Annotated in this window: 23 protein-coding genes; 1 reads left to right on the top strand and 22 read right to left on the bottom strand. The window is 60.9% G+C overall.

The genetic code is table 11. The features are described 5' to 3' along the window. The 11 genes from CE491_RS21210 to CE491_RS21160 all read right to left on the bottom strand — a co-directional run bounded on the left by CE491_RS21210 (position 1) and on the right by CE491_RS21160 (position 10,912). The gene (locus CE491_RS21210; protein ID WP_199885200.1) at positions 1 to 1,341 is read right to left on the bottom strand and encodes an MmgE/PrpD family protein; all 1,341 of its coding nucleotides are present in this window, start codon (positions 1,339 to 1,341) and stop codon (positions 1 to 3) included. A gap of 53 nt (positions 1,342 to 1,394) precedes the next feature. After that, positions 1,395 to 2,162 (bottom strand): SDR family NAD(P)-dependent oxidoreductase, encoded by a 768-nt coding sequence (locus CE491_RS21205; RefSeq protein ID WP_110950303.1) that lies wholly within the window; start codon positions 2,160 to 2,162, stop codon positions 1,395 to 1,397. Next, positions 2,159 to 3,001, bottom strand: coding sequence for an N-acyl homoserine lactonase family protein (locus tag CE491_RS21200; protein WP_110950302.1), 843 nt, complete (start codon positions 2,999 to 3,001; stop codon positions 2,159 to 2,161). Before CE491_RS21200 ends, CE491_RS21205 begins: the two co-directional genes overlap by 4 nt. Positions 3,002 to 3,030: 29 nt before the next feature. Then, positions 3,031 to 4,410, bottom strand: coding sequence for an MFS transporter (locus tag CE491_RS21195; protein WP_110950301.1), 1,380 nt, complete (start codon positions 4,408 to 4,410; stop codon positions 3,031 to 3,033). A 44-nt stretch (positions 4,411 to 4,454) separates the two neighbouring features. Continuing rightward, entirely contained in the window at positions 4,455 to 5,222 is a 768-nt protein-coding gene (locus tag CE491_RS21190) for a carboxymuconolactone decarboxylase family protein (RefSeq protein WP_110950300.1), read from the bottom strand. Between the two features lie 148 nt (positions 5,223 to 5,370). Beyond that, complete coding sequence (locus tag CE491_RS21185; protein ID WP_110950299.1) at positions 5,371 to 5,760, bottom strand: cupin domain-containing protein; 390 nt, start codon at positions 5,758 to 5,760, stop codon at positions 5,371 to 5,373. Further along, positions 5,757 to 6,680 (bottom strand): NAD(P)-dependent oxidoreductase, encoded by a 924-nt coding sequence (locus CE491_RS21180; RefSeq protein WP_110950298.1) that lies wholly within the window; start codon positions 6,678 to 6,680, stop codon positions 5,757 to 5,759. Before CE491_RS21180 ends, CE491_RS21185 begins: the two co-directional genes overlap by 4 nt. Before the next feature lie 27 nt (positions 6,681 to 6,707). Next, positions 6,708 to 8,021: an MFS transporter gene (locus tag CE491_RS21175; protein ID WP_110950297.1), complete on the bottom strand. Its 1,314-nt coding sequence runs from the start codon at positions 8,019 to 8,021 to the stop codon at positions 6,708 to 6,710. A gap of 78 nt (positions 8,022 to 8,099) precedes the next feature. Further along, entirely contained in the window at positions 8,100 to 8,495 is a 396-nt protein-coding gene (locus CE491_RS21170; protein WP_110950296.1) for a carboxymuconolactone decarboxylase family protein, read from the bottom strand. Positions 8,496 to 8,587: 92 nt separating this feature from the next. Then, a complete protein-coding gene (locus tag CE491_RS21165; RefSeq protein WP_110950295.1) occupies positions 8,588 to 10,015 on the bottom strand; it encodes an aldehyde dehydrogenase family protein in 1,428 nt (475 codons plus the stop codon). Positions 10,016 to 10,030: 15 nt separating this feature from the next. Continuing rightward, complete coding sequence (locus CE491_RS21160) at positions 10,031 to 10,912, bottom strand: NAD(P)-dependent oxidoreductase (protein WP_110950294.1); 882 nt, start codon at positions 10,910 to 10,912, stop codon at positions 10,031 to 10,033. A gap of 171 nt (positions 10,913 to 11,083) precedes the next feature. Here CE491_RS21160 and CE491_RS21155 point away from each other — a divergent pair, with 171 nt between their 5' ends. After that, positions 11,084 to 11,410 (top strand): NIPSNAP family protein, encoded by a 327-nt coding sequence (locus CE491_RS21155; RefSeq protein ID WP_110950293.1) that lies wholly within the window; start codon positions 11,084 to 11,086, stop codon positions 11,408 to 11,410. Positions 11,411 to 11,606: 196 nt separating this feature from the next. Here the strand turns inward: CE491_RS21155 and CE491_RS21150 are convergent, their stop codons facing one another. The 11 genes from CE491_RS21150 to CE491_RS21100 all read right to left on the bottom strand — a co-directional run bounded on the left by CE491_RS21150 (position 11,607) and on the right by CE491_RS21100 (position 22,352). Then, positions 11,607 to 12,284, bottom strand: a complete 678-nt coding sequence (locus tag CE491_RS21150) for a GntR family transcriptional regulator (protein WP_110950292.1) — start codon at positions 12,282 to 12,284, stop codon at positions 11,607 to 11,609. A gap of 323 nt (positions 12,285 to 12,607) precedes the next feature. Further along, positions 12,608 to 14,218, bottom strand: coding sequence for a gamma-glutamyltransferase family protein (locus tag CE491_RS21145; protein WP_110950291.1), 1,611 nt, complete (start codon positions 14,216 to 14,218; stop codon positions 12,608 to 12,610). A gap of 156 nt (positions 14,219 to 14,374) precedes the next feature. Then, entirely contained in the window at positions 14,375 to 15,154 is a 780-nt protein-coding gene (locus tag CE491_RS21140; RefSeq protein WP_110950290.1) for an amino acid ABC transporter ATP-binding protein, read from the bottom strand. Between the two features lies 1 nt (position 15,155). Further along, on the bottom strand, positions 15,156 to 15,923 hold the full coding sequence (locus CE491_RS21135; protein ID WP_110950289.1) for an amino acid ABC transporter permease: 768 nt from the start codon (positions 15,921 to 15,923) through the stop codon (positions 15,156 to 15,158). A gap of 23 nt (positions 15,924 to 15,946) precedes the next feature. Beyond that, positions 15,947 to 16,753, bottom strand: coding sequence for an ABC transporter substrate-binding protein (locus tag CE491_RS21130; RefSeq protein WP_110950288.1), 807 nt, complete (start codon positions 16,751 to 16,753; stop codon positions 15,947 to 15,949). Positions 16,754 to 16,868: 115 nt separating this feature from the next. Continuing rightward, positions 16,869 to 17,543 (bottom strand): GntR family transcriptional regulator, encoded by a 675-nt coding sequence (locus CE491_RS21125; RefSeq protein ID WP_110950287.1) that lies wholly within the window; start codon positions 17,541 to 17,543, stop codon positions 16,869 to 16,871. 387 nt (positions 17,544 to 17,930) lie between these two features. Next, positions 17,931 to 18,338 carry an SRPBCC family protein gene (locus CE491_RS21120; protein ID WP_110950286.1) on the bottom strand — a complete coding sequence of 136 codons (408 nt, stop codon included), beginning with the start codon at positions 18,336 to 18,338 and terminating at the stop codon, positions 17,931 to 17,933. Between the two features lie 259 nt (positions 18,339 to 18,597). Then, positions 18,598 to 19,221, bottom strand: a complete 624-nt coding sequence (gene ycaC / locus CE491_RS21115; protein WP_110950285.1) for an isochorismate family cysteine hydrolase YcaC — start codon at positions 19,219 to 19,221, stop codon at positions 18,598 to 18,600. Between the two features lie 109 nt (positions 19,222 to 19,330). Further along, entirely contained in the window at positions 19,331 to 21,169 is a 1,839-nt protein-coding gene (locus CE491_RS21110) for an amidohydrolase (protein WP_110950284.1), read from the bottom strand. Between the two features lie 144 nt (positions 21,170 to 21,313). Beyond that, complete coding sequence (locus tag CE491_RS21105; protein WP_110950283.1) at positions 21,314 to 21,943, bottom strand: antibiotic biosynthesis monooxygenase; 630 nt, start codon at positions 21,941 to 21,943, stop codon at positions 21,314 to 21,316. Beyond that, positions 21,936 to 22,352, bottom strand: a complete 417-nt coding sequence (locus tag CE491_RS21100; RefSeq protein ID WP_110950282.1) for a DoxX family protein — start codon at positions 22,350 to 22,352, stop codon at positions 21,936 to 21,938. The genes CE491_RS21105 and CE491_RS21100 overlap by 8 nt, the downstream gene beginning before the upstream one ends. Between the last annotated feature and the right edge of the window lie 85 nt (positions 22,353 to 22,437).

The following is a 22,437-nucleotide window of genomic DNA, read 5'->3' as shown; positions in this document are numbered from 1 at the left end:
TTAAAGACTTGCCAGCCGCATGAGCGCCCCGGCGTTCGTTGACTGTTCCAATTGCCACAGCGCATCCAATAAAGGCTGGGGGTCACATCCCGATCCGCCATAGGCCGCCAGCTCCCGCAATTTGTCCTGCAGGAGCGCATCGCTTAATGGCGCACTCAGGCTTCCTCGGTAAACCTCGGTGGTGCGCTTCAAAGATTTCTGCGAGTTGAAGAAAATCTCGACCGTAGCGGACTCCACCGAGTAGCGCGGGTCGTCGTTGAACTGCAGCCGTCCGTACAGCACGCGCAAACGTGGATCGCTCACTGCCTCATCGCTGAACTCGGCCAGCCCTGCCCGGCCCGTCGCCAAGCTCACCGCCACCGCATGCTGCGCGCTGACCTGGGACTGCCTGCCCCATCGAATGTCTGGCCGATCGGTGCGTTGACGTAATAAGGGATGGCCGGTCAGTTCAATGCGCAGGATGTCGTCGAGATCCCAATCGCGTTCCCGGGACAACTCCAGACACGCCTGAATCACCGGATTGAGCACCACGCCACAGGGATAGGGTTTGTACGTGTTGGCCAGCAAGGCCCAGCGTTCGCCCAGCTCGGAGGTGACTTCGTCGACACGTGGTTGTTCGCCGAAGACCTTCAGGAAACCGCGCTCGCCTTCCAGCGGCTGAACCGGCCCGGCGAAGCCATCCTGGGCCAGCAATGCCGAGAGCAGGCCATTGCGCGCAGCATTGCCGACCCCAATGCTTTTTGCTGCACTGCCCAGAGTCTCCACCAGGCCGGACGCCTGGGCACTGGCACTGCCAAACGCCCAGACCAGTTGGCGAGCGTCGAGGCCCAGCACTTTGCCGACCGCCGCTGCCGCACCGAACACCCCACACGTCGAGGTGATGTGCCAGCCGCGACTGTAGTGCTCCGGCGAGATGGCCATGGCCAGACGACACTCGACCTCAACCCCCAGCACGAACGCCAGCAGCAGCTGTTCGCCGCTCACAGCCTGTGTTTCGGCCAGGGCGAACAACGCAGCAGCCACTGGCGCGGTGGGGTGAAGAATGGTCGGGATGTGGGTGTCGTCGTAGTCGAAGACGTTGGCGCTCATGGCGTTCAGCGAGGCTGCGTTGAGCATGTCCATGGCGTCGCTGCGGCCGATCACATGGGCCTGCTCGCCGGCATTGAAACGCGAGAACAGCCGGGCAGCCGTGGCCACGTCCGGATCGCTGCAACCGGCGAGCGATACCGCGAAGTAATTGACCAGTGCACGCTTGGCTTCATGACGCACCGGGGCGGGAATGTCTGCCCAGGTGCTGCGTTCGACGAACTGTGCCAGTTGATGGCTAAGAGTTTGGCTCATGGTTATCCCGTTGTTGTTTTGATGCACTGCGCGCATGCCCATCTGTAGCGGCATCACGCTGCCATCCAGCCATCATCCACCGGTAACGTGGCCCCGGTGATGGACGCCGCCGATTCGCTGCACAAATACACGATCAGATCCGCCACATGGCTGGCCTCGACAAAACGCCCGGTCGCCTGCTTGCCTTGTAGAAACTCGCGAGTGGCGGTCTCGCGGTCCAGTTGTTTCTGGTCCATCAGCGCGGTCAGGCGACTTTCGATGTTCGGCGTCAGCACCGAGCCTGGGCACACGGCATTACACGTGATGCCCTGACCCTGGGTTTCCACGGCCACGGCGCGCGTCAGGCCCAGCAATGCGGTCTTGGTGGTGACGTAATCGATGCGGTTGGCGATGGCGCGCGAACCATAGGCCGACGACAGGTTGAAGATGCGGCCCCAGTGACGCTCGCGCATGCCGGGCAGGACCCGTTGGATTGCGCGAAACGCCGCCGTCAGATTCACCGCCAGTGCTTGGTCCCAACGCTGCAGCGGGAATTCAGCCAGCGGCGCGAAATGCCTCACCACGGCGTTGTTGACCAGCACATCGACACTGCCCGCAATGTCGAACAGCCTTTCGATCTCTTCAGGCGCGGACAGGTCTGCCTGCACATAACTGACTCGCACAGCATAGGCGCGCATCAGCTCATCGCAGGTCTGGCGCATGTCGTCCGGCGTTGCCAGCCCATGCAATACCAAATTGCATCCCGTTGCAGCGAGCCCTCTGCCCATCGCCAGACCAAGCCCGTCGGACGACCCGGTCACCAGCGCTGTACGGCCCTTCATTTTCCCGCTCCGCTGGCGTCGATCCGCACGGCGAACATGGGATCGCTCGGATCCACCGGCGCAAAACGATTCATCACCTCGGGATCGTGCCCGGGAATCACCACGGCACCCGGACGCTGCAACCACTCACGGATCTGTTCGTAGCCGCGGTACATGTCGGCCAGGCTGTCGAGCACGGCAAACGGCCGGTCCTGTTCCAGCTCGTCGTAATAGTGAATGGCGTCCGACGCAAGAATCACCGGGCCTTCGGGCATTTCCACCACCACCGCCATCTGCCCCGGCGTGTGGCCACCAATTTCGTACAGTTCTATGCCGGGAATCAGCGTGTTGCGCGGCTCATCGAGCAGGGTGATGCGACCGTCGCGTTCCAGCGCCTGAATGCGCTCGATGTCCAGCGGATCGATGTGATGGGTGTACTGCGGGCGCTTGCCCATGTCGGTACCCCAGAATTCGAACTCGCGCCGCGACATGATGATTCGGGCGTTGGGATACAGCCCTAGATTGCCGGCGTGATCGTAGTGCGCGTGGGTCAGGACCAGCAGTTTCACGTCCAGCGGATCAATCCCCAGTCGCGCCAGTGCATCGGCAGGTGCCACCACCGGCTGTCGACGACGTGCAGTAGCCGCTTCGGGGCTGAATCCGGTGTCGATGACGATGGTCTGCTCGGCGTTGCGGAAGATCCAGAAGAAGTAATCCATGGTGATTTCCGCGTCCGGCTCACGGTAGGCGCGGAAGTTGTAATAGCACTCGCTCTTGGTGGTTTGCCGGGTGCCGTAACGCACCACGATCACTTCAGGGTCGGTCCAGTTCGGTCTGACAGTCTTCGCTTGCGTGTTCATGCAGGAACTCCAAATAGAATCAGGCGAATTCAGGTTTTGATTTCGTGAGGCGCAGGCACCACGGGAAGCGGCGCCGTCGCAATGTCTTCCAGTGATCGGTTCTTGGTTTCAGGCCCGATCGCGCCGACGATCACTGCTTGCAGTAACAGCGTGCCGACGATCAGCGAGATCACCCCGACGATGCCGAAGCCGGCGAACACCGCCGCAATCGCGTAGGGCACGAGGATATTGACGCCGCGCCCAATGGCGTTGCACAGGCCGGCGCCGCGCAGGCGCAGTTCGGTGGGGAACAGCTCCGGCACGTAGCTGGCCACGCTCAGCGACGACAACACATAGATGCATGCCGTGATGGCGAAGCCGGCGGCGATGATCGCGGTTTCAGATTCGGCGAACGGGTAGCTCACGCCGAAGCCGATGCCCACCAGCGAGAACAACACGATGCCCCACTTGCGCCCCAGCCGTTCGGCCAGCGCGAAGGCGATCAACGATCCCAGCGGGCCGCCGGCGAACATCAATGTGGTCAAGCCCAGCGAATTTGAAACGCTGTGGCCCTGCTGCACCAGAAAGGTCGGAATCCAGCTGACGAAGGCGTAGTTGACGGTAAACAGCGCAACCAGCACGGTGATCCCGGTAATGGTTCGGGTCAGAAGGCGGCGCGAAAACAGCTCGCGCATGCGCGCCGGCGGGGTTTGGGTCTGTGACGTTACCTGGACCGGAGCAACGCTGCCGGGAGTGACCCCGCAGCGAGCCTCGATACTGGAAACGATCTTATCGGCCTCCGCGTGCCGCCCTTGGGACGCCAGCCAGCGCGGCGATTCGGGCATGTTTTTACGCAGGAACCAGACGATCAGTGCGCCGACGCCCGCGATGGCAAACATCCAGCGCCAGCCGAAGCGCGGAATGATCAACCAACCGAGAAACGCCGCCAGAAACAATGACGTGTTGATGATCAGGTTGAGAATGGTGCCGAAGCGTCCGCGCCATGCGGCCGGGATGAATTCGCTCAACGTGCCGTAGCCCACCACGATCTCCGCGCCCATGCCCACGCCCATGACCAGACGGAAGAAAATCAGCCAGTAGACCGAAGGAGACAACGCGGCGGCGATGGAGGCGAATCCGTAGATCCCGAGATTGAACTGGTAGGTGAATCGGCGCCCGAAGCGGTCGCCGAGTACGCCGGACAGCCACGCCCCGGACATCATGCCGATGAAGGTCACCGAGACGAAGGTCGCGTTCAGCGCCAGCGTGGATTCGTGATTGTTGATCAGGGCGGCGAGTACGGACCCGGCGATGTAGATGTCGAACGAGTCGAAAAACATGCCCGCCGCGATCAGACCCAGCAAACGGTAGTGAAACCCCGAAAGCGACAACCGGTCCAGACGTACGCCGATACTGGATGCTGCGTTCATGTGCGTTTCTCGTTGTTATTTTTATAAGGATGTCGGGAGCGGCGTTATTGGACGTCGCGGGTCGTCGGGTCGAGCGCATGTTCGAGCATGGGCGCTGCGACCAATACGCCATGGATGCCGATCACGCTGACGATCTCGAGCATTTCCATGATCTCTTCCCTGGTCGCGCCATAACGCAGGGCGTTGCGCATGTGCAGCTTCAGGCCCGGCACGTAGAGGTGCGTGGCGGCCGCGTCGAACGCGCAATACATGAGTTCCTTGAACTTGGGCTCCAGCACACCGGTGCGCCATGGCACGGAAGAGAATTCGACGTAGGCTTCGAACAGCTCCGGGTCCAATTCCAGCAGGCCCTCCCACGAGGAATGCCAGTAGCCACGGTTTTCGATAAAGCTGGTTTTCAACGCTTCTCGCCGGGCGTCCAGCGGCTCGGGACCATCGCGCATGCCCTCTTCTTCCAGCACTTCCAACAGCACCGGCACTCCGACGTTGGAGGCGTGAATGCCAACGGTGCTGATCAACTCCAGCACTTCCATCAATTCCTCGGCCGTGGCGCCATGGGCCAGGGCGACCCGTATATGTTCATGAACGCCGGGACGAAACAGATGCGTTGCGGCGGCGCTGGCAGCCAGCGCAATGAACGCCTTGACCTTGTGCGGCAGATGATTCTTGCGCCACGGGACAGCGGCGAAGCCTGCGTAGGCTTCGACAAAACCGGGGTCCAGACGCAGCACACTGTCCCAGGCCAGATTCCACGTACCTCCGTTTTTGGCGAAAGCGTCTTTGGCCTGTTGTTGTTTTTCTGTGAGGCTCATGATTGATCGCTCGTTGATCTGAATGACTGCACCCTGACTGTGGGAGCGAGCTTGCTCGCGAAAGCGATGTGTCAGTCGAGATTGAGGTAAGTGATCCACCGCATTGGCGAGCGAGCTCGCTCCCACAGTGGATCGCATGCGTCTGTGCCTAATCCGCACTACGCAAATAATCCACATCCGCCACCGCTTCCTGCCACACGGTCTTACCGATGGACGTGGCGGTGTGAACCATGAAGTTCCTGGTATTGGCGCCATGCCAGTGCCGTTCGTTCGGGCCGATCCACACCGTGTCGCCCTGACGGATCACCTGCGGCTCGCTGCCTTCCAGACAGATCCAGCCGCTGCCCGCCGTGACGTACAGCATCTGCCCCTGCTCGTGGTAATGCCAAAAAGTACGCGCGCCGGGGTTGAACGAGACGTTATTGATCGTCACGCCATCGGTGGTCGGCATCACCGGGTCGGCCCAGACCACACCGCTGAACGTGGCCCCGCGCTGCTCGGAAATCGCGCCTTCGACAGCGCCGTGAAAAACCTTCATGCCTTGTCTCCTTTCACCCATTCTTCAGTCGATTCATGCAGGCGCACGCCACCGGACATGTCGCCGATGGCGTCCACCACTCTGTTGCTGATCAGGTCGCCGTAGCCCAGCGCAGTCTGCAGACCGAAGCTTGCCAACGGCCCCGCGGCGTTGAGCGAGGCGACGCCCAGTTCGCGTGCACGGTCCAGGTACAGCACCACGTCCTTGCTCATCAATTTTCCGGTCAGACCGCCTTCCAGGTAATTGCCGTCGACGATGTGCGGAAAGCGATTGAGGGTGGCGAAATTCACCCCACTGCTGCTGTTGAGCACATCGAGCAGGCGATGCAGGTCCAGGCCGGCCTTTTTGCCCGCGACCATGACCTCGGCCGTGGCCGCCAGGCTCACGGCATTGAGAAAGTTATTGAGCAATTTGGTGGTATGCCCGGCGCCGCTTTCGCCCATCAGGAACACCTTGCTGGCAATCGGTTCGAAGACCCAGGCCAGCGCCTCGACCGTCGCTGCATCACCACCGACCATCAGCGTCAGCACGCCTTTTTCCGCAGCCGCTGCGCCACCGGAAATCCCGGCGTCGATGTACTGCACGCCACGTTCGGCAAACAGACCGTGCAGGCGAATCGTCGAACTCGCTGCGGCGGTGCTCAGGTCAACGACAATCTGCCCCTCACGGCAGTGCGCCAGCAGGCCATTCGGGCCTTCGACGACCGCCTCCACCACCTTGCTGTCCGGCAGCGACAGCAGGATCACGCCCGCTTCGGCGGCCACCTGCCCAATCGACGCCGCCGATTGCGCGCCCGCCGCCTTGGCGCGGTTGGCGTCGGCGTCGTAACCGAGCACCTTGAGCCCGGCATTCACCAGGCAGCGTGTCATACGCCCGCCCATGTTGCCCAAGCCAATGAAACCCAGGGTTGTGTTGTTCACAACTGCTCTCCTCGCTTGCGGTGAATCCTAGAAATCCACATCTTTGGTTTCCGGCCCCATCCACGCACCGATGGTGGCGATCACTCCGCCAATCACCAGCAGGACGGCAGGCGTGACGTTGAACGGCATGAATTCGCCGAGCCAGGCCATATAGAAGGCGTAGAACGACGGGATGATTACCGACAGACTGAAGCCGACCCCAAACCCGGTGGCCCGCACATCGGTCACGAAACGTTCGTTGATGTAGGTCACGATCACACCCCAAGGCGCGGTCACCAGCACCGACAGCACGCAGACCAGGATCATGACCACTGGCAGCGAGAGCCCCTGTACGTTGCCCAGCACGTAGATGATCGCCGCGCCTACCGTGGCGATGATCGGTCCCAGGGTGATGAAGAAACGCCGACGACCGATCTTCTGGCCGATCATTCCCGAGCCGATGTAGCTGAAGAACAACACCGAATAGGCGATCAACAAGGTGCCGGTGACTTCCAGTGCCGAGAGGTGCAGCGTGTTTCTGAGCAATCCGGTGGGCAGGAAAATAGTGATGATGTTCTGGGTCAGCCAGAAGCCGGTCATCATCAACAGCACCTGCAGCAGGTTACGGCCGCTCTTGCCTCTGAGCAGGTCGGTGAGTGGCAGTTTTTCCCGAGGCTTGTTGCCTGCTTCGCTTTCCCAGATTTCCGATTCCGACACCGCGTACACGTAGTACAGGGCCAGCGCGCCAGCCAGTACCGCGCCGATTACGAACGGAATGCGCCAGCCCCACTGCACGTAGGGCGAGCCTGGGCCATCGAGCGGGAACAGCATGAACATCAGCATCGCCACCAGGTTGATGGTGACGTAAGCCAGCGGAAAACCAGCGATGATCAGGCCGCCGACGAAACCGCGCTGATGCTTTTTCGAATATTCGATGGCCAGCGGCATCGCGCCTGTATAGCCACCGCCGAGGAAAATCCCGTCGACGAAACGCAGCAGCACCAGCAGCCAGTACGAAGCGATGCCGATGCTCTCGTAGCCTGGCAGCAGTGCGATTAGCAGCGTGACCACGCCAAACCCGGACACCGAGTAGATCGACGCCATGCGTCGGCCGGTCTTGTCGGCGATCATGCCGAACAGCAAGGCACCGATCGGGCGGCCCAGCAGCGTGGTGATGAACACCAGCGAAGCGAGGATCGCAGCCATACCCGGCGACAACTGCGCGGGCTGGAAGAAGAACAGCACCGGCGACAACACCACCACCGGCAAGTAGATGTCGAACATGTCGATGTATTCGGAGAAGAACGCCCCCTTGATGGCGGCTCTTCTTTTCTTCTCGATCGACTGCTCCGTTTCAGCCACCGATCAGGCTGGCGTGTATGTGCTCATGACGTTGTCCTTATAGTTATTGTCGGACGCAAGCGTTGGGGTATGTTGGCTTCAGGTCGCCGATGCTTGCGCTTCGTAGGCCTTGATCGTGTCCGACGCCACGCGAAAGGCCGCAAGCCCCAGCGGAGCGCCGCAGTACACCGCGGCCTGCATCAGCACGGCGCGGATCTCTTCCTTGGTCACCCCATTGCGCAGCGCGCCGCGTATATGAACGCTCAGTTCATGGTGCTGACTCATGGCGGTGAGCATGGCGATGTTGATGATGCTGCGGGTCTTGAACGACAGCGTTGGGTCGCCCCAGATCTCGCCCCAGCAATATTCGGTGACCAGCTTCTGCATCGGCCGGTTGAAATCGTCTGCCGCCGCCCAGGACTTCTCGACATGGCGGTCGCCCAGCACTTCCTTGCGATTATTGAAGCCTTGGTTGAAACGTTCGTTGTCTTCCATCGTCTTATCACCTTATTCGTACGATCGACTGATTGTCATACAGTTGAAACGGGTAAATTTTTTTGAGCTACGCCGCTGAGTCCAGTCGGAAATCAGGCGCCGTAGCCCACCATGGATTTCACTTCCAAATACTCGCGCAAACCATACTCGCCCCACTCGCGGCCATTGCCGGAGCGCTTCACGCCGCCGAACGGCGCAGAGAAATCGGCAGGCGGATAGTTCAGGTGCACGCTGCCGGCCTGCAGTTGCCGGGCGACATCGCGTGCCCGTTGCTGGTCCGCCGATTGTACGTAAGCGGCCAGGCCGTAGGGCGTGCCATTGGCGATAGCGATCGCTTCCGGCTCGCTGTCATAGGCGATCATCGATAGCACCGGGCCGAAGATTTCTTCCTGGGCGATGGTCATCTGCGGCGTGACGTAAGCGAACACCGTTGGCCTGGCGTAGTAACCCGCATCAATGCCATCCGGGAAGCCCACGCCGCCGGTCACCAGTTGCGCGCCTTCATCGATGCCGCTCTGGATCAGGCTCTGCACCCGGCGAAACTGCGCGCGATTGACCAACGGTCCAAGCTGCGTCGCTTCGTCGGTGGTCGCGCCCACGCGGTAGCTTTCGGCAGCGGTTTTGGCGATCCGAATCGCGTCGTCCATCAGCCTGCGCGGAATCAGCATGCGGGTCGGAATCGAGCATGACTGGCCGCTGTTGGTGAAGCAGGCGGCCACGCCACGGGTCACCGCCTCCTGCAAGTTGACATCGTCGAGCAGGATATTCGCCGACTTGCCGCCCAGCTCCTGCGCCACGCGCTTGACCGTTTCGGCAGCGGATTTTGCCACCAGCACGCCCGCCCGAGTCGAACCGGTAAAGGACAGCATGTCGATGTCAGGGTGCGCCGACAGTGCCGCACCCACGCCCGGCCCATCGCCGTTGACCAGATTGAACACACCCGCCGGCACCCCGGCTTCATCCAGCACTTGCGCGAACAACAGGCTGCTCAGGGGCGAATATTCGCTGGGTTTGAGGACCATGGTGCAACCGGCTGCCAGCGCAGGCGCGACCTTGACCACGATCTGGTTGATCGGCCAGTTCCAGGGGGTAATCAGGCCACAGACGCCCACCGGCTCGTGACGAATCAAGGTGCTGCCCAACGCTTCTTCGAATTGAAAGCGCTGCAGCACCTCGATCATCTGATTGAGGTGCAGCCAGCCGCGCGGCACCTGAAATTTTCGCGAAAACATGATCGGCGCGCCCATCTCCACGCGCATGGCCTGGGCAAACTCTTCCTGACGCCGTTCGTATATCGAGACGATTCGCTGAAGCAAGGCGATGCGCTCGGCCACACTGGTTTGGGCGTAGTCGGGCAAGGCTTTGCGGGCGGCGGCCACTGCGCGGTCGACATCGCTGGCGTTGCCCAGGGCAAGGCGCTCGACTACGGTTTCGGTGGCCGGGTCAATCACGTCGAACCAGCTGGCCGAAGTGGGTTCGACCCAGCGTCCATCAATGTAAAAACAGGCTGCACGCGACATTCGATTGCGCTCCCTTCACTCGCCTTCTTTGGCCAGCATGCGATACATCTCAGTGTGATCGGTGGTCGGTGTTGCACCCTGAGCCACATCGTTCCACACCTTGATTGCGCTCTGGCCAAACGTCAGGGGATAGTTCAGTGCATCCGACAGACCCTTGGCAATTTTCAGGTCCTTGTTCATCAACTGCATGGAGAACCCAGAGCCGAAGGTGCCGCTGAGCATGAACTGCTTGGCTTTGTTCAGCGAGGTGTTGCTGCCGCCGCTGGAGGCGTTGAGCACATCGACCATTACCTCGGGCTCGATGCCGAAGCGCTTGGCTACATGCAGCGCTTCGACCGTGGCCATCAGCCCGGCTGCCGAGACGAAGTTGTTCAGCGCCTTGGCGGCGTGACCGGAGCCTGCATCACCGATGTGCAGAATGTTCTTGCCCATCGCGTCCAGCACCGGCCGGCAGCGTTGCATGACAAGCTCATCGCCGCCTACCAGAATGGCCAGGCTACCGTCCACGGCACGCTTGACCCCGCCGGACACCGGCGCGTCAAGGTATTGCAGGTTGAGGGCTTTGAGTTTCTGGCCCAGTTCGCGGGAACGCGCAGGCTCCGAAGAACTCATGTCGATCACCACGGCTTGCGGTGCGAGGGACGCTGCCCATCCGCGCTCGCCCAGCAGCACCGTTTCGACGATATTCGAGTTGGGCAGCATGGTAATCAGGATGTCGAGGCTGCTGGCGTTTTCGGCAGTCAGCGCGCTGGCGTTCAAGGTCGCCTGCACATCACTCAGGCGCCCGGCATCGGCGTCAGCGAGATACAGTTGAAAGCCGGCTTTGGCCAGGCAGGCGGTCATCGGTGTGCCCATCATGCCCAGTCCGATAAAGCCTATCCGTTGCGGTTGCGTCATGGTCGTGCCCTTTGATTTTTGTGTTTTTGTCAATCGGGTCGAGGCGGCGTGTTGCAGGTTTTCTGCTCGACGTTCGCCAGCAGTTGAGGTAAAACTATATGACTGTCATACAATCGGTCAATAGGCTAATTTACAGTTTCCTACTAGCGGTATTCTCGAGGAGTTGAGCAAATGATTGTCGAACTGCGTACCTACCACTGCGCCCCCGGCCGCCTGCCGGCCTTGCACGAGCGCTTCACCGGCACCACGCTGGGATTTTTCGAAAAGTACGGGATCAAGCAGATTGGTTTCTGGACCAACCTGACCGGCGCAACCAATCAGTCGCTGACCTACCTGTTGCAGTGGGAAAGCCTGGCCGAGCGCGAGGCGAAGTGGAATGCGTTTCAGAGCGACGCGGAGTGGATCGCCAAGCGGGCAGCGAGCGAGGCGCAGGCGATCATTGTCGAGCGCATCGAAAATCAGTTTTTGGCGCCGACGGCGTATTCGGCGTTACGTTGAATAAGGCTTAGACGCGTATCCGCCGTGGGGGCGAATTCATTCGCGAAAGATAGGCCAGTTGCCAGAGAGGCATCGCCTGTGTCGACTTCTCGTGAACGAATTCGCTCCCACTATCTGGCGCCCGTTTCGCTTCAAAAGTGCTAACGCAGAGATCTGCCATCCCGCGGCACGGCGCTTTTCGAGCGGCGAGATCGACTCACTGATCCGAATGCCCCGTGGCCGCCAGCAATTCCAGCACGTTCTTCGAGGCGTTTTCGACGTGCAGCAACGCTGCGGCGCAGGCGCCTTCTTCGTCGCGCAGCTGGATATTGCGCACGATCTCTTTCAACTCCGCCAGGGTATGCGGCATCCGCCCTTCCCGGCCCAGCGACAGTGCCCGCAACAGGCTCACGCGGTTGTTCAGTTGCTCCAGCATCCCACCGACCACGCGGCTCTGCTCGATGTCCAGCAGGACGTGGTAAAAGCGTCGCTTGATGTCCAACAGCGTCGTGCCGTCGACGCTTGCGGTGTGCGTTTGCTCGACGAACTCATCGAAGACTTCGGCCAGCTCGTCAACATCCTCATCGCTCGCACAACGCACAAAATTGCGCACGGCCAGGACTTCCAGCGCGCCGCGCACATCGTAGATTTGTACCGCATCCTTGGCATCGACCGAGGCGACGTAAGCACCGCGATGCGGCACCTGTTCCACCAGTCCTTCCGCTTCCAGTTGCCGCAATGCTTCACGCAATGAGGTACGGCTGACATCCAGCGCGGTATAAAGCTGCTGCTCTACCAGCCGATCACCGGGTTTGAAGCGCCCCGAGATGATTTCATTGCGCAGTGCATCCTGCACTTGGTGGCGCAAGGACGACGCCTGGCGTAGTACTTTCATGCTGTATTCCTGAAGACCTGTGAATGTCATGGCTGTGGCCCGTTCTTGAAGCGAGGCCGCCGGATCGAATCCGGCGGTCCATCCTCATGATCCGGCTCTCCAACCACAATCGTATTGTATTACAGGACTTTTCGGAAAAATAAAATCGGCACAACCCCGAATCGAGCCGAAATCGCTCCTGTGGGAGCGAATTCATTCCGGGTTGTATCCGGACGACCGGCACATCCGATGAAGATGCGAGGTCGCAGCGGCCTCTTGGGAATGTATGGGCTCCCACGGGTGACCGCGTCGTGCGGACTGAACCTGTATAGCGTAACGACCTCTCACCACGCCGCAATCGTCGAGTCAGCCCTCGGCTCGGTCCCGCCGCACAGCACGCCACTGACCGGGTCGCGGACGATGATCTGCCCCCGGCCAAATTCGGTGGAGTCGTAGGCGATACTGATGTCATGACCCCGTCGTGCCAGCGCTGCGGCGAGATGCTTCGACGCGCCCTGCTCGATGCCGATCTTCATCCCGCCCAACCACTGCCAACGCGGCGCATCCAGCGCGGCTTGCGGGTTGAGACCGAAATCCACCAGGTTCATCACCATCTGCACATGCCCCTGGGGCTGCATGTAGCCCCCCATCACGCCGAACGGCCCGACGGCATCGCCATCCTTCGTCAGAAAACCGGGGATGATCGTGTGAAAGGTCTTCTTACCGGGGGCAAGGCAGTTGGAGTGTGTGGGATCAAGGCTGAATTCCTGCCCGCGATTCTGCAACGCCAAGCCACTGTCAGGCAGCACCACGCCGGAGCCAAAGCCGTGGTAGTTGCTTTGGATGAATGACACCATGTTGCCTTCGGCGTCGGCGGTGGCCAGATACACCGTGCCGCTGGCGTGAGGGTCGCCTGGGTCCGGCGCCTGCGCTTGATTGGTGATCAATTCGCGACGCTGCGCGCTGTAGCCGTCGCTCAACAGATCGCCTACCGCCACGCGCATGTGCGCAGGGTCCGTGATGTAGTGCAGGCCGTCGCTGTAGGCCAGCTTCATCGCTTCCAGCTGCCGATGCCAGGTCTGCTGGCTGTCGCGGTGATCGAAATCAAAACCCTCGAGAATCCTCAAGGTCATCAGCGCCACCAGCCCCTGGCCGCTCGGCGGAATCTCCCAGACGTCATACCCCCGATAGTTGATGCTGATGGGCTCGACCCACTGCGCGCGAAAACCGGCGAGATCATCGGCGCGCAAATAGCCACCGGTGGCGCGTGAGTGCGCATCGAGGCGCCCGGCCAGCGCGCCGCGATACAGACTTTCGCACTCGGTGGCTGCGAGCTCTTCGAGGGTTCGGGCCTGCGCCGGATTACGGAACAGCTCCCCCGCTCGCGGCACGCGGCCATCGATGAGAAACGTCTCGAACCAGGTGTCCATGATCGGGTCACGGTTGGCGGTGAATTCATTGCAGGCAAGCTGCCATTGATGGGCGACCACCGGAGACAGCGGAAAACCGTCCCGCGCCAGACTGATCGCCGGTTGCAGCAACTCGGCGAACGGCAGCTTGCCAAAGCGCCGTGACAGCTCGGCCCAGGCCGACGGGCAGCCTGGCACTGTCACGGGGGTCCAGCCATACATCGGCATGTGCTCGTGCCCGGCGGCCCGCACGGCTTCGATGCTCAACGCAGCCGGTGCATGGCCGTTGGCGTTCAAACCATGCAACTTTCCTTTGCACCAGACCAGCGCAAATGCATCGCCGCCAATGCCGCAGCCGGTAGGTTCGACCACTGTCAGTGCCGCAGCGGTGGCAATCGCGGCGTCAATCGCATTGCCGCCCTTTTGCATGACTTGCAGACCGGCCTGCGCCGCCAGTGGCTGCGACGCCGCGACCATCCCGCGACGGGCAAAGACACTCTGGCGCTGCGAGGGGTATGGATATTCGTGAGCAGAAAAATTCAACATGACGAAGACTCTTCAAAAACGGCCAACACTGGCCGGAAAAGAAACTGGCTGGACGGCATCACAGATCGTGGCCCGAGTGCCCGGAGGGCATCCTGACTTCGCATCTCACTGGTGCTGAAGATGTCGTACGAACGCATGACGACTTCCTCGTGAGCATTACAAAACGCGACTGAGAAAGGCCTGGGTTCGCGGATGACTCGGACGACTGAAAATTTGTTCCGGCGGGCCTTGTTCGATCAGTTCCCCCTGATCGAGTACCACGACGCGGTCGGCCACCTCCCGGGCAAAACCCATTTCGTGGGTCACGACCACCATGGTCATGCCGTCTTCTGCAAGCTCCTTCATTACCTGCAACACCTCGCCCACGGTTTCCGGGTCCAGGGCACTCGTGGGTTCGTCGAACAGCATGGCCTTGGGTTTCATCGCCAATGCCCGGGCGATCGCTACACGTTGCTGCTGGCCGCCGGAGAGCATCGAAGGGTAATGCTCGGCCTTGTCCGCCAGACCGACCCGGGCCAGTAACTCCCGGCCCTGATTCAATGCCGCTTCGCGGGCCACGCCGAGGACGTGGATCGGCGCTTCGATGATGTTTTCCAGTGCAGTCATGTGCGCAAACAGGTTGAAACGCTGGAACACCATGCCGATGTCGCGCCGCTGACGAGCGATATTGCGTTCCGAGTCGCGCACCAGACTGCCGTCGGCGCGTTCGCGATACCCCATGGACTGGCCGTTGACTCGAATGCGCCCGGACTGAATGTCTTCGAGCAGGTTGATGCAACGGATGAAGGTTGTCTTGCCCGAGCCCGAGGCGCCAATCAGCACCACCACTTCACCCCGTCGCACCTGTAGGGAAATGCCCTTGAGAATCTGCAGGTCGCCGAAGGACTTATGAATGTCCAGCGCCTCAATGATCAGATCTTCACTTTTATGCGCCATCTCAACGCCCCCTCAGCAATTTCATCGCACTGCGACCGAACATACGTCTGGTCGCCGGTGGCTGCCGGTCGGACTGACCGAAGCGCTGTTCCAGCCAGCGCTGGAAGAAGCCCCAGAGCGTGGTCAGCATCAGGAAATAGATCGCCACCACCAGGTACAGCTCGAACACCCGGAACGTCGCCGAGGTCACCATTTGCGTGCTCAGCAGCAACTCCTGCACACCGATCACGCTGACCAGGGTGGTGTTTTTCAACATCACGTTGAATTCGTTGCCCAGCGGCGGCACGATGACCCGAAACGCCTGAGGAAGGACGATGCGGCGCATCAGTTTTCCGAAAGTCATGCCAAGCGAACGGCCAGCTTCGTACTGCCCCTTGTCCACCGCGCCGATGCCCGCCCGAATGATCTCAGCCATGTAGGCGCCTTCATTCAGGCCCAAGGCGATGATTGCCGCCTGAATGTTGCCCGGCACGATGAACCAGCCCAGATCGATATCCTCGAAGCGGAAGATCCCGCCGGCTGCCAGGGCCGTGTAAAGAAATACGATCTGCACCAGCAGCGGCGTACCGCGCATCAGCCAGACATAGAAGCGCACCGGCATGTTCAGCAGCGGGTTCTTCGACAGGCGCATCAGCGCTGCGATCAACCCCAGCGAGCAGCCCAGCAACATTGCCAACACACTGATCAGGCACGTCAGCCACAGGCCCGTGAGGTAAATCCCACTGGGCTGCAACAGGTAATGCCAGAACACATCCCAATTGAAATTCATCGTTCATCCCGTTGTGCGCTGATTCAGTCGAGCTTGTCGCTTTCGACATGCCATTTAGCGAGTAGCTGGGTGTAGCTGCCGTCGCTGTGCATGTCGCTGATCACCTGCTGCACAGCGGTGGTCAGTTGCGCGTCGTCCTTGCGAATGCCAAGGCCAGTGAGGATCCGGCTGAACGCGGGCACACCTTCCTGAAACAGCTCAGGTGCCATGCTGGCGTAGTAACCAGCGGTTTCCACAGTGGTGCCATAGGCATCGACCTGATTGATGCGCAGCGCCTGGAAAGCATCAGTGTCGGTGTTGTAGACCACCAGTTTGAGTGGGGTCTTGCCGGCCTTGGCCAGGGTTTCGTTCTGGGTGTCGAGCAGGGATTTGATCGTTGACCCGTTGAGCACGGCCACTTTATGCCCGGACAAATCGTCGAGGGTCTTGACACCTTTGGGGTTGCCCTTGGGCACCACCACCGATTGGCTGGAGTACATGTAATTGACGATGTTGATCACCTCTCGCCGTTCAGGCTTATCGAATAACTGATCGACGATCATGTCGCACTGTTGGGCGAGCAACGCAGGCACCAGTCCGGAGAACGGAATCACCCGCCACTCGACCTTCTTGCCCCCCAGCCGTTTGGCAATTTCCACTCCCAGATCAATGGTCAGACCCACCGGTTTCTGCGCGGCATCGAAAGACACCAGCGGCGGCGAGTCCATGCCAGAGCAATAAGTGAGCTTGTCGACCTTCTGCAGTCGGTCGGGTACGGTCGGCGCGGCGACCACGAGGGGTGCGCACAGACTCAGGGAGACGAGGATGGCGAGCGCTGCGGGTTTGTGCATGACGAAGCTCCGGTTTCGGTAAGAAAGTAAGGGCAGTTCTGAACGTCACTACAAAGTCACTGGGGTGCAACGGGCGGGCTGGCGGCCCGCTTCTGGTTTAGGTGTGTTCAAGTGGTCAAAGGCTTTTCTGCTGCTCAAGAAAAGCGATCAGGCTGGGCACGGTGCCTTCGATGTGATCGCGCAGGATGCGCTCGGCCTGATCTGCGTCGCCTGCGCGCAGGGCATCGAGAATCACCGCGTGTTCGTCACGGGCACTCAAGGTTTTATCGCCATGTTCAAGCCAGACCCGCATGTGGGGCTCGATGACCGTGTACAACGCCGAGATCTGACGCATCAGGCGCGCGCGTTCGCTGATGCTGCACAGGTACTCGTGGAATTCCCGGTGACGACTGACCCATTCGGAACTGTCGTCGCGGTATTCGTCCATGTCGTCGAGCAGGCGCTCCAGGTGGGTCAGGTGGCGCTCGGTGATCTTCGGCACCGCCACGCGAATCGCCAGCCCCTCCAGCGCGCTACGCATCTCGAACACTTCACGCATTCCTTCGATGTTCAAGCCGCTGACCACTGCGCCCCGGTTGGGCCGCAGTGTTACCAAGCCATCGGCGGCCAGACGCCTGAATGCCTCACGCACCGGCATGCGGCTCATGCCGATTTCGCTGGCGATGTCTTCAGCGATCAATCGCTCGCCCATGCGATAAGTGCCTTTACAGATCGCGTCCAGCAGAAAGGCATACGCCTCTTCCTCGGCCGTGACGGGTTGTCGTCCGGCGTACCCGGTGACCAATCGCATAGCGTTACCTTTTGAATTTTTGTATCCAATAATCCACGGATACACAAAAGCAAAAGTAATGCCATCGCGTTTCAGGCGATAGCAAGTCGCTGAATTGGATGGGAAAAGATGGACCGGCACGCAAACGAGCGCTCACTCTGGACTGCTACATAACGGATCATTGAAGCGGCAACCGCACGGCAAGCGTGCGTTTGGGAACGATCCGTCGCATCGACCGCCTGGGTCACCCTCGTTCAATCGACGAGGAAGCGATTGAACGGAAGCCGCGCAGATACAGGATAAATGCGCTGGCGCAGCTCGGCCTGCCCGCGGCAGCGGTGGAAGATGCACCACCGCTGTCGCCCGGATGCCATGCGCCGGGCTGCCGCAAGAAACAGCCAGGCGGGCTTAGAAATTGCCCTTCAACGCCTCCAGCCCGCCCTCGTATACCCCCAGAAACAGGACTTGGGCTTCCTCATCGGAAATGCCGTTGGGGGTGAAGGTGCCGAACCATTCAACCACCGCACCCTGATCGCCATCGGCACTGACCTTGAGCGTCGCCAGGTAATCTTTGACCGGGAACGGCCCTTGGGTGATCGAATAGCTGTAAGTGCGGCCCTGGTCGTCGAACGACAGCAGACGCTCGGTGAGTTCCGTGCCGTCCTGGGTGGTGAGGTGGCGAACGCGACCGCCTTCGCCGGGGACGCTGCTGGCAATGAACGGCAGCCAGTCAGGCAAGGAGTTGAAGCCGCCTACCAACTGCCAGACCTGATCGGCCGAAACCGGGATATGAACGGATGCAGATGCTTTAGCCATGGTGATCTCCAATGAAGGTGGCCCGAAGCTTAAAGCCGCTTTCGGAAATCGTACAAGGCGGGATCTGGAAGGCCGTTTTCACGGACTGTCACAATAGCCACGCAACCCCGCCAAACCGGGGTCTGCGACAGTCTGAGCATGGCAACGCTCAACATTGCAGGAGTGGGCTTGCTCGCGGTGGAGCAGGCGATACGACATCGCCATCAGGTCGGACGCCATCGCGAGCAAGCTCAGAGGACACGGGATATTCCCCGCTTTTTTATTTGGCAGTGAACGCCGAATAGCTGTTCATCAAATTGCGGTAGTTCGGGATGCGCTGGGACAGCAGGTTGGCCAGACCTTCCATGTCGTTGCGCCAATCGCGTTGCAGCTCGCAGGCGACCGAGAACCAGTTCATCAGCTGCGCGCCGGCAGCGGTCATGCGGGCCCAGGAGGCTTGTTGCACGACCTCGTTGAACGTGCCGGAAGCATCGGTTACCACGAACACGTCAAACCCTTCCTCCAATGCGCAGAGGGTCGGGAACGCCACGCAGACATCGGTCACCACACCAGCGATGATCAGTTGCTTGCGGCCTGTGGCCTTGATCGCCTTGACGAAATCCTCGTTATCCCAGGCGTTGATCTGGCCCGGACGCGCGATGTACGGCGCGTCCGGGAACAGGGCCTTCAACTCCGGCACCAGCGGGCCATTCGGGCCGGTTTCGAAGCTGGTGGTGAGGATGGTCGGCAGTTTGAAGAACCTGGCGCAGTCAGCCAGCGCCAGCACGTTGTTCTTGAACTCGTTCGGCGAGAAGTCCTGCACCAGCGAGATCAGGCCGGTTTGGTGATCGACCAGCAGTACCACGGCATCGTTGATATCCAAGCGTTTGTAAGGAACGGTCATGATTGACTCCTTTGAGTGTGTGACACGTGTGCGAGGGGCAGCAAACGGCTGACCGCAAGCCTCGCCGGTACGTCCCGGCGAGGGATTTCATGCTCTTTTCAACGACTGATCAGAAGGCGAAGCACGAACAGCCGAATGCGCCCCAGAAACCCTGGAAGTCGCTGACCGGCACCTTCGACATGCGCGCCTTGTCGTGGCTGTGGGCGTGAACGCCACACGGGCCACTGCATTGGTGTACGGCGGCAGCCACCGGCGCACCCTGACGCCAGTGACCCGGCACCTTCGCCACCGGTGACCAGTCCGGCAGCACTGGCACGCTGGGTGGCGCCAGGTCGCCGAATTCTGCGGTGGCGTACACCACCTTGCCGTCGACGATGGTCAGCACCGACTCGATCCACTTGATCGACTCTTCCGGCACGCTGAAGAAGTCCTGGGACAAGGCCACCACGTCGGCCAACTGGCCTACCTTTATCTGGCCTTTCTTGCCCTGCTCCGACGAGAACCAGGCGCTGCCACGGGTGAACAGTTCCAGCGCGGTGTCGCGGGACAGCCCTTCCGGATACAGCTCCAGGCCACCGACGGTGCGCCCGCTGACCATCCAGTACAGCGACGTCCAGGGGTTGTAGCTCGACACGCGGGTGGCATCGGTGCCCGCGCCCACCGGCACACCTTCGGCCAGCATGCGTTTGATCGGTGGTGTGTGCTGACCGGCCCTGGCGCCGTAGCGCTCGACGAAGTACTCGCCCTGGAAAGCCATGCGGTCCTGGATCGCGATGCCGCCACCCAGCGCCTTCACCCGCTCGATGTTCTGCGGCGTGATGGTTTCGCAATGGTCGAAGAACCACGGAATACCATTGAACGGGACCTCGCGGTTGACCTTCTCGAACACGTCGAGCATGCGCGAGATCGACTCGTCATAGGTGGCATGCAGGCGGAACGGCCAGCGATGCTCAACCAGATGCCGCACCACCGGTTCAAGGTCCTGCTCCATGCCGGGCGGCAGGTCCGGGCGTGGTTCGAGAAAGTCTTCGAAGTCAGCGGCCGAAAAGGTCAACATCTCACCCGCGCCGTTGTGACGCAGGAAATCGTCGCCCTGATGCAGAGTGACAGTGCTGGTCCAGTTCTTGAAGTCGGCGAGCTCTTCTTTCGGCTTCTGGGTAAACAGGTTGTAGGCGATGCGCACCGTCAGCTGTTTGGCTTGGGCAAGTTGGGTGATGACGGCGTAGTCGTCCGGGTAGTTCTGGAAGCCACCTCCCGCATCGATGGCGCTGGTCAGGCCCAGACGGTTCAATTCGCGCATGAACTGGCGCGTCGAGTTGACCTGATACTCCAGTGGCAGTTTCGGGCCTTTGGCCAGGGTCGAATACAGGATCATCGCATTGGGCTTGGCCACCAGCATGCCGGTCGGATCGCCATTGCTGTCGCGCACGATCTCGCCGCCCGGCGGATTCGGCGTGTCGCGGGTATAACCGGCGACGCGCAACGCCGCTCGGTTAAGCAGCGCGCGGTCGTACAGGTGCAGGACAAAAACCGGGGTGTCCGGCGCTGCGTGATTGAGTTCTTCCAGGGTCGGCATGCGCTTTTCAGCGAACTGGAATTCGTTCCAGCCCCCGACCACGCGCACCCACTGCGGGGTCGGTGTGCGGTCAGCCTGGTCCTTGAGCATGCGCAGCGCATCGGCCAGCGACGGCACGCCCTCCCAGCGCAGCTCGAGGTTGTAATTCAGGCCGCCACGGATCAGGTGCAAGTGCGAGTCGTTGAGGCCCGGAATTACCGTGCGCTTGTGCATGTCGATGACGTGGGTCGCGCTGCTGCGCAAGGACATGATCTGGGCATCGGTGCCCACCGCGACGAACGTGCCGCCGGCGATGGCTACGGCACTGGCCGTGGGTTTTTCCTGGTCAACCGTATGAAAGTTTCCGTTGTAGAGAATCAGATCGACGTTCATCGCGCCTCCGGCGGCAGAAGGTTTGGAAGCACCGACCGCAAGGCCGGCGACAGGAGTGAAGACAAGACAGCCGCAGCGGCGCTGAGCAACGAGCCTTTGACCACGAAGCTGCGACGGTCGGGGCTATGCTGGGGGACGGGCGGGTCACCCTTCATGGTCCGCGCCCGGCGCAGAAGCGGGTCTGGCATTGAGCCAAGGGGCGAACAGTCGGGTCGCCTGGGGCATCAACAGGTACACCACCAGCAAGACGATCGTGACGGTCACCAGCGCGGTACTGATCACGTAATGGCCCAATATAGGAACCGCACGAAACACCGGGCCCCACAACAGAGGAATCAGCAGGGTCAGCGGGCAAATCACCAGAAACGTCACGCAGGCCTGTTTCCAGCGCGGCGGCGGGCTTTCACTGGCCGGAACGAACCAGAATTCGTTGTGAGGGTTGACCTCGGTGAAGTCACCATCAGCCAGCATTGGCGAGGCTTCGGCCACCAGTTCGCGGCGCTGGGCGGAATCCAGCCAACTCTGCATAGCGTCGGTGGAACAGAAACGCAGCACACAGGTGAACATGTGCAGGCCCTCGAACTTGCCACGAATGATGTCGACCCCCAGATGTCCCGGATAGGTGCCGGCAATCGCGACGATGCGCCGCAACCAGGCCTCGTACCGAGCCTCCAGGCCTTGCCTGACACGGTGTTTGACGACCAGCGTGACAATCTCGTCAGCCGACAAGCTGGAGGTAGGGATCGCGTCGGCGGACAGGACGGATTCAGGCATAGCGAAGCGCTCCGGGAAGGCGAAAGTTGAGCGCCAGACGGCCAGGTCCGGCAATCAACACGCTGGTGAAAATGATGATCAGCAACCAGCCGAACTGCCCCTGGTCCACGCTCCACTCGCTGTGCACCACGACCAGCGCCACCAACAGCAGGAAGAGAATGGGCAGGCATGCCAGTCGCGCCAGTACGCCGGTCAGAATCAGCATCGGACACAGCACCTCGGCAAATATCGCCATGCTCAGGGTCAGCGATGGCCCCATATGGAAAGGATCTTCGATCAGCGACAGCTGCGTCTTGAAGTGCAGCAGCTTGGGCAGGCCGTGGACGAAGAGCAGAAACAGCGCACCGCTGGCCCGCAGGAACAGAAGCCCCAGGTCAAGGACGCGATCATTGAAGGTTGAATAGCTCATCGCACACCACTCATCATGGACGGCCTGCCGCGGACCGTGTGAGCCGCAGACAGGCGTTGGAGCCATAGTGTCGTGGTGGGATTTG

The sequence above is a fragment of the Pseudomonas bohemica genome, assembly GCF_002934685.1.
Taxonomy (GTDB): Bacteria; Pseudomonadota; Gammaproteobacteria; order Pseudomonadales; family Pseudomonadaceae; genus Aquipseudomonas; species Aquipseudomonas bohemica.
The sequence above is the reverse complement of the archived record's forward strand: the minus strand, read 5'-3'. Positions and strand labels throughout refer to the sequence as shown.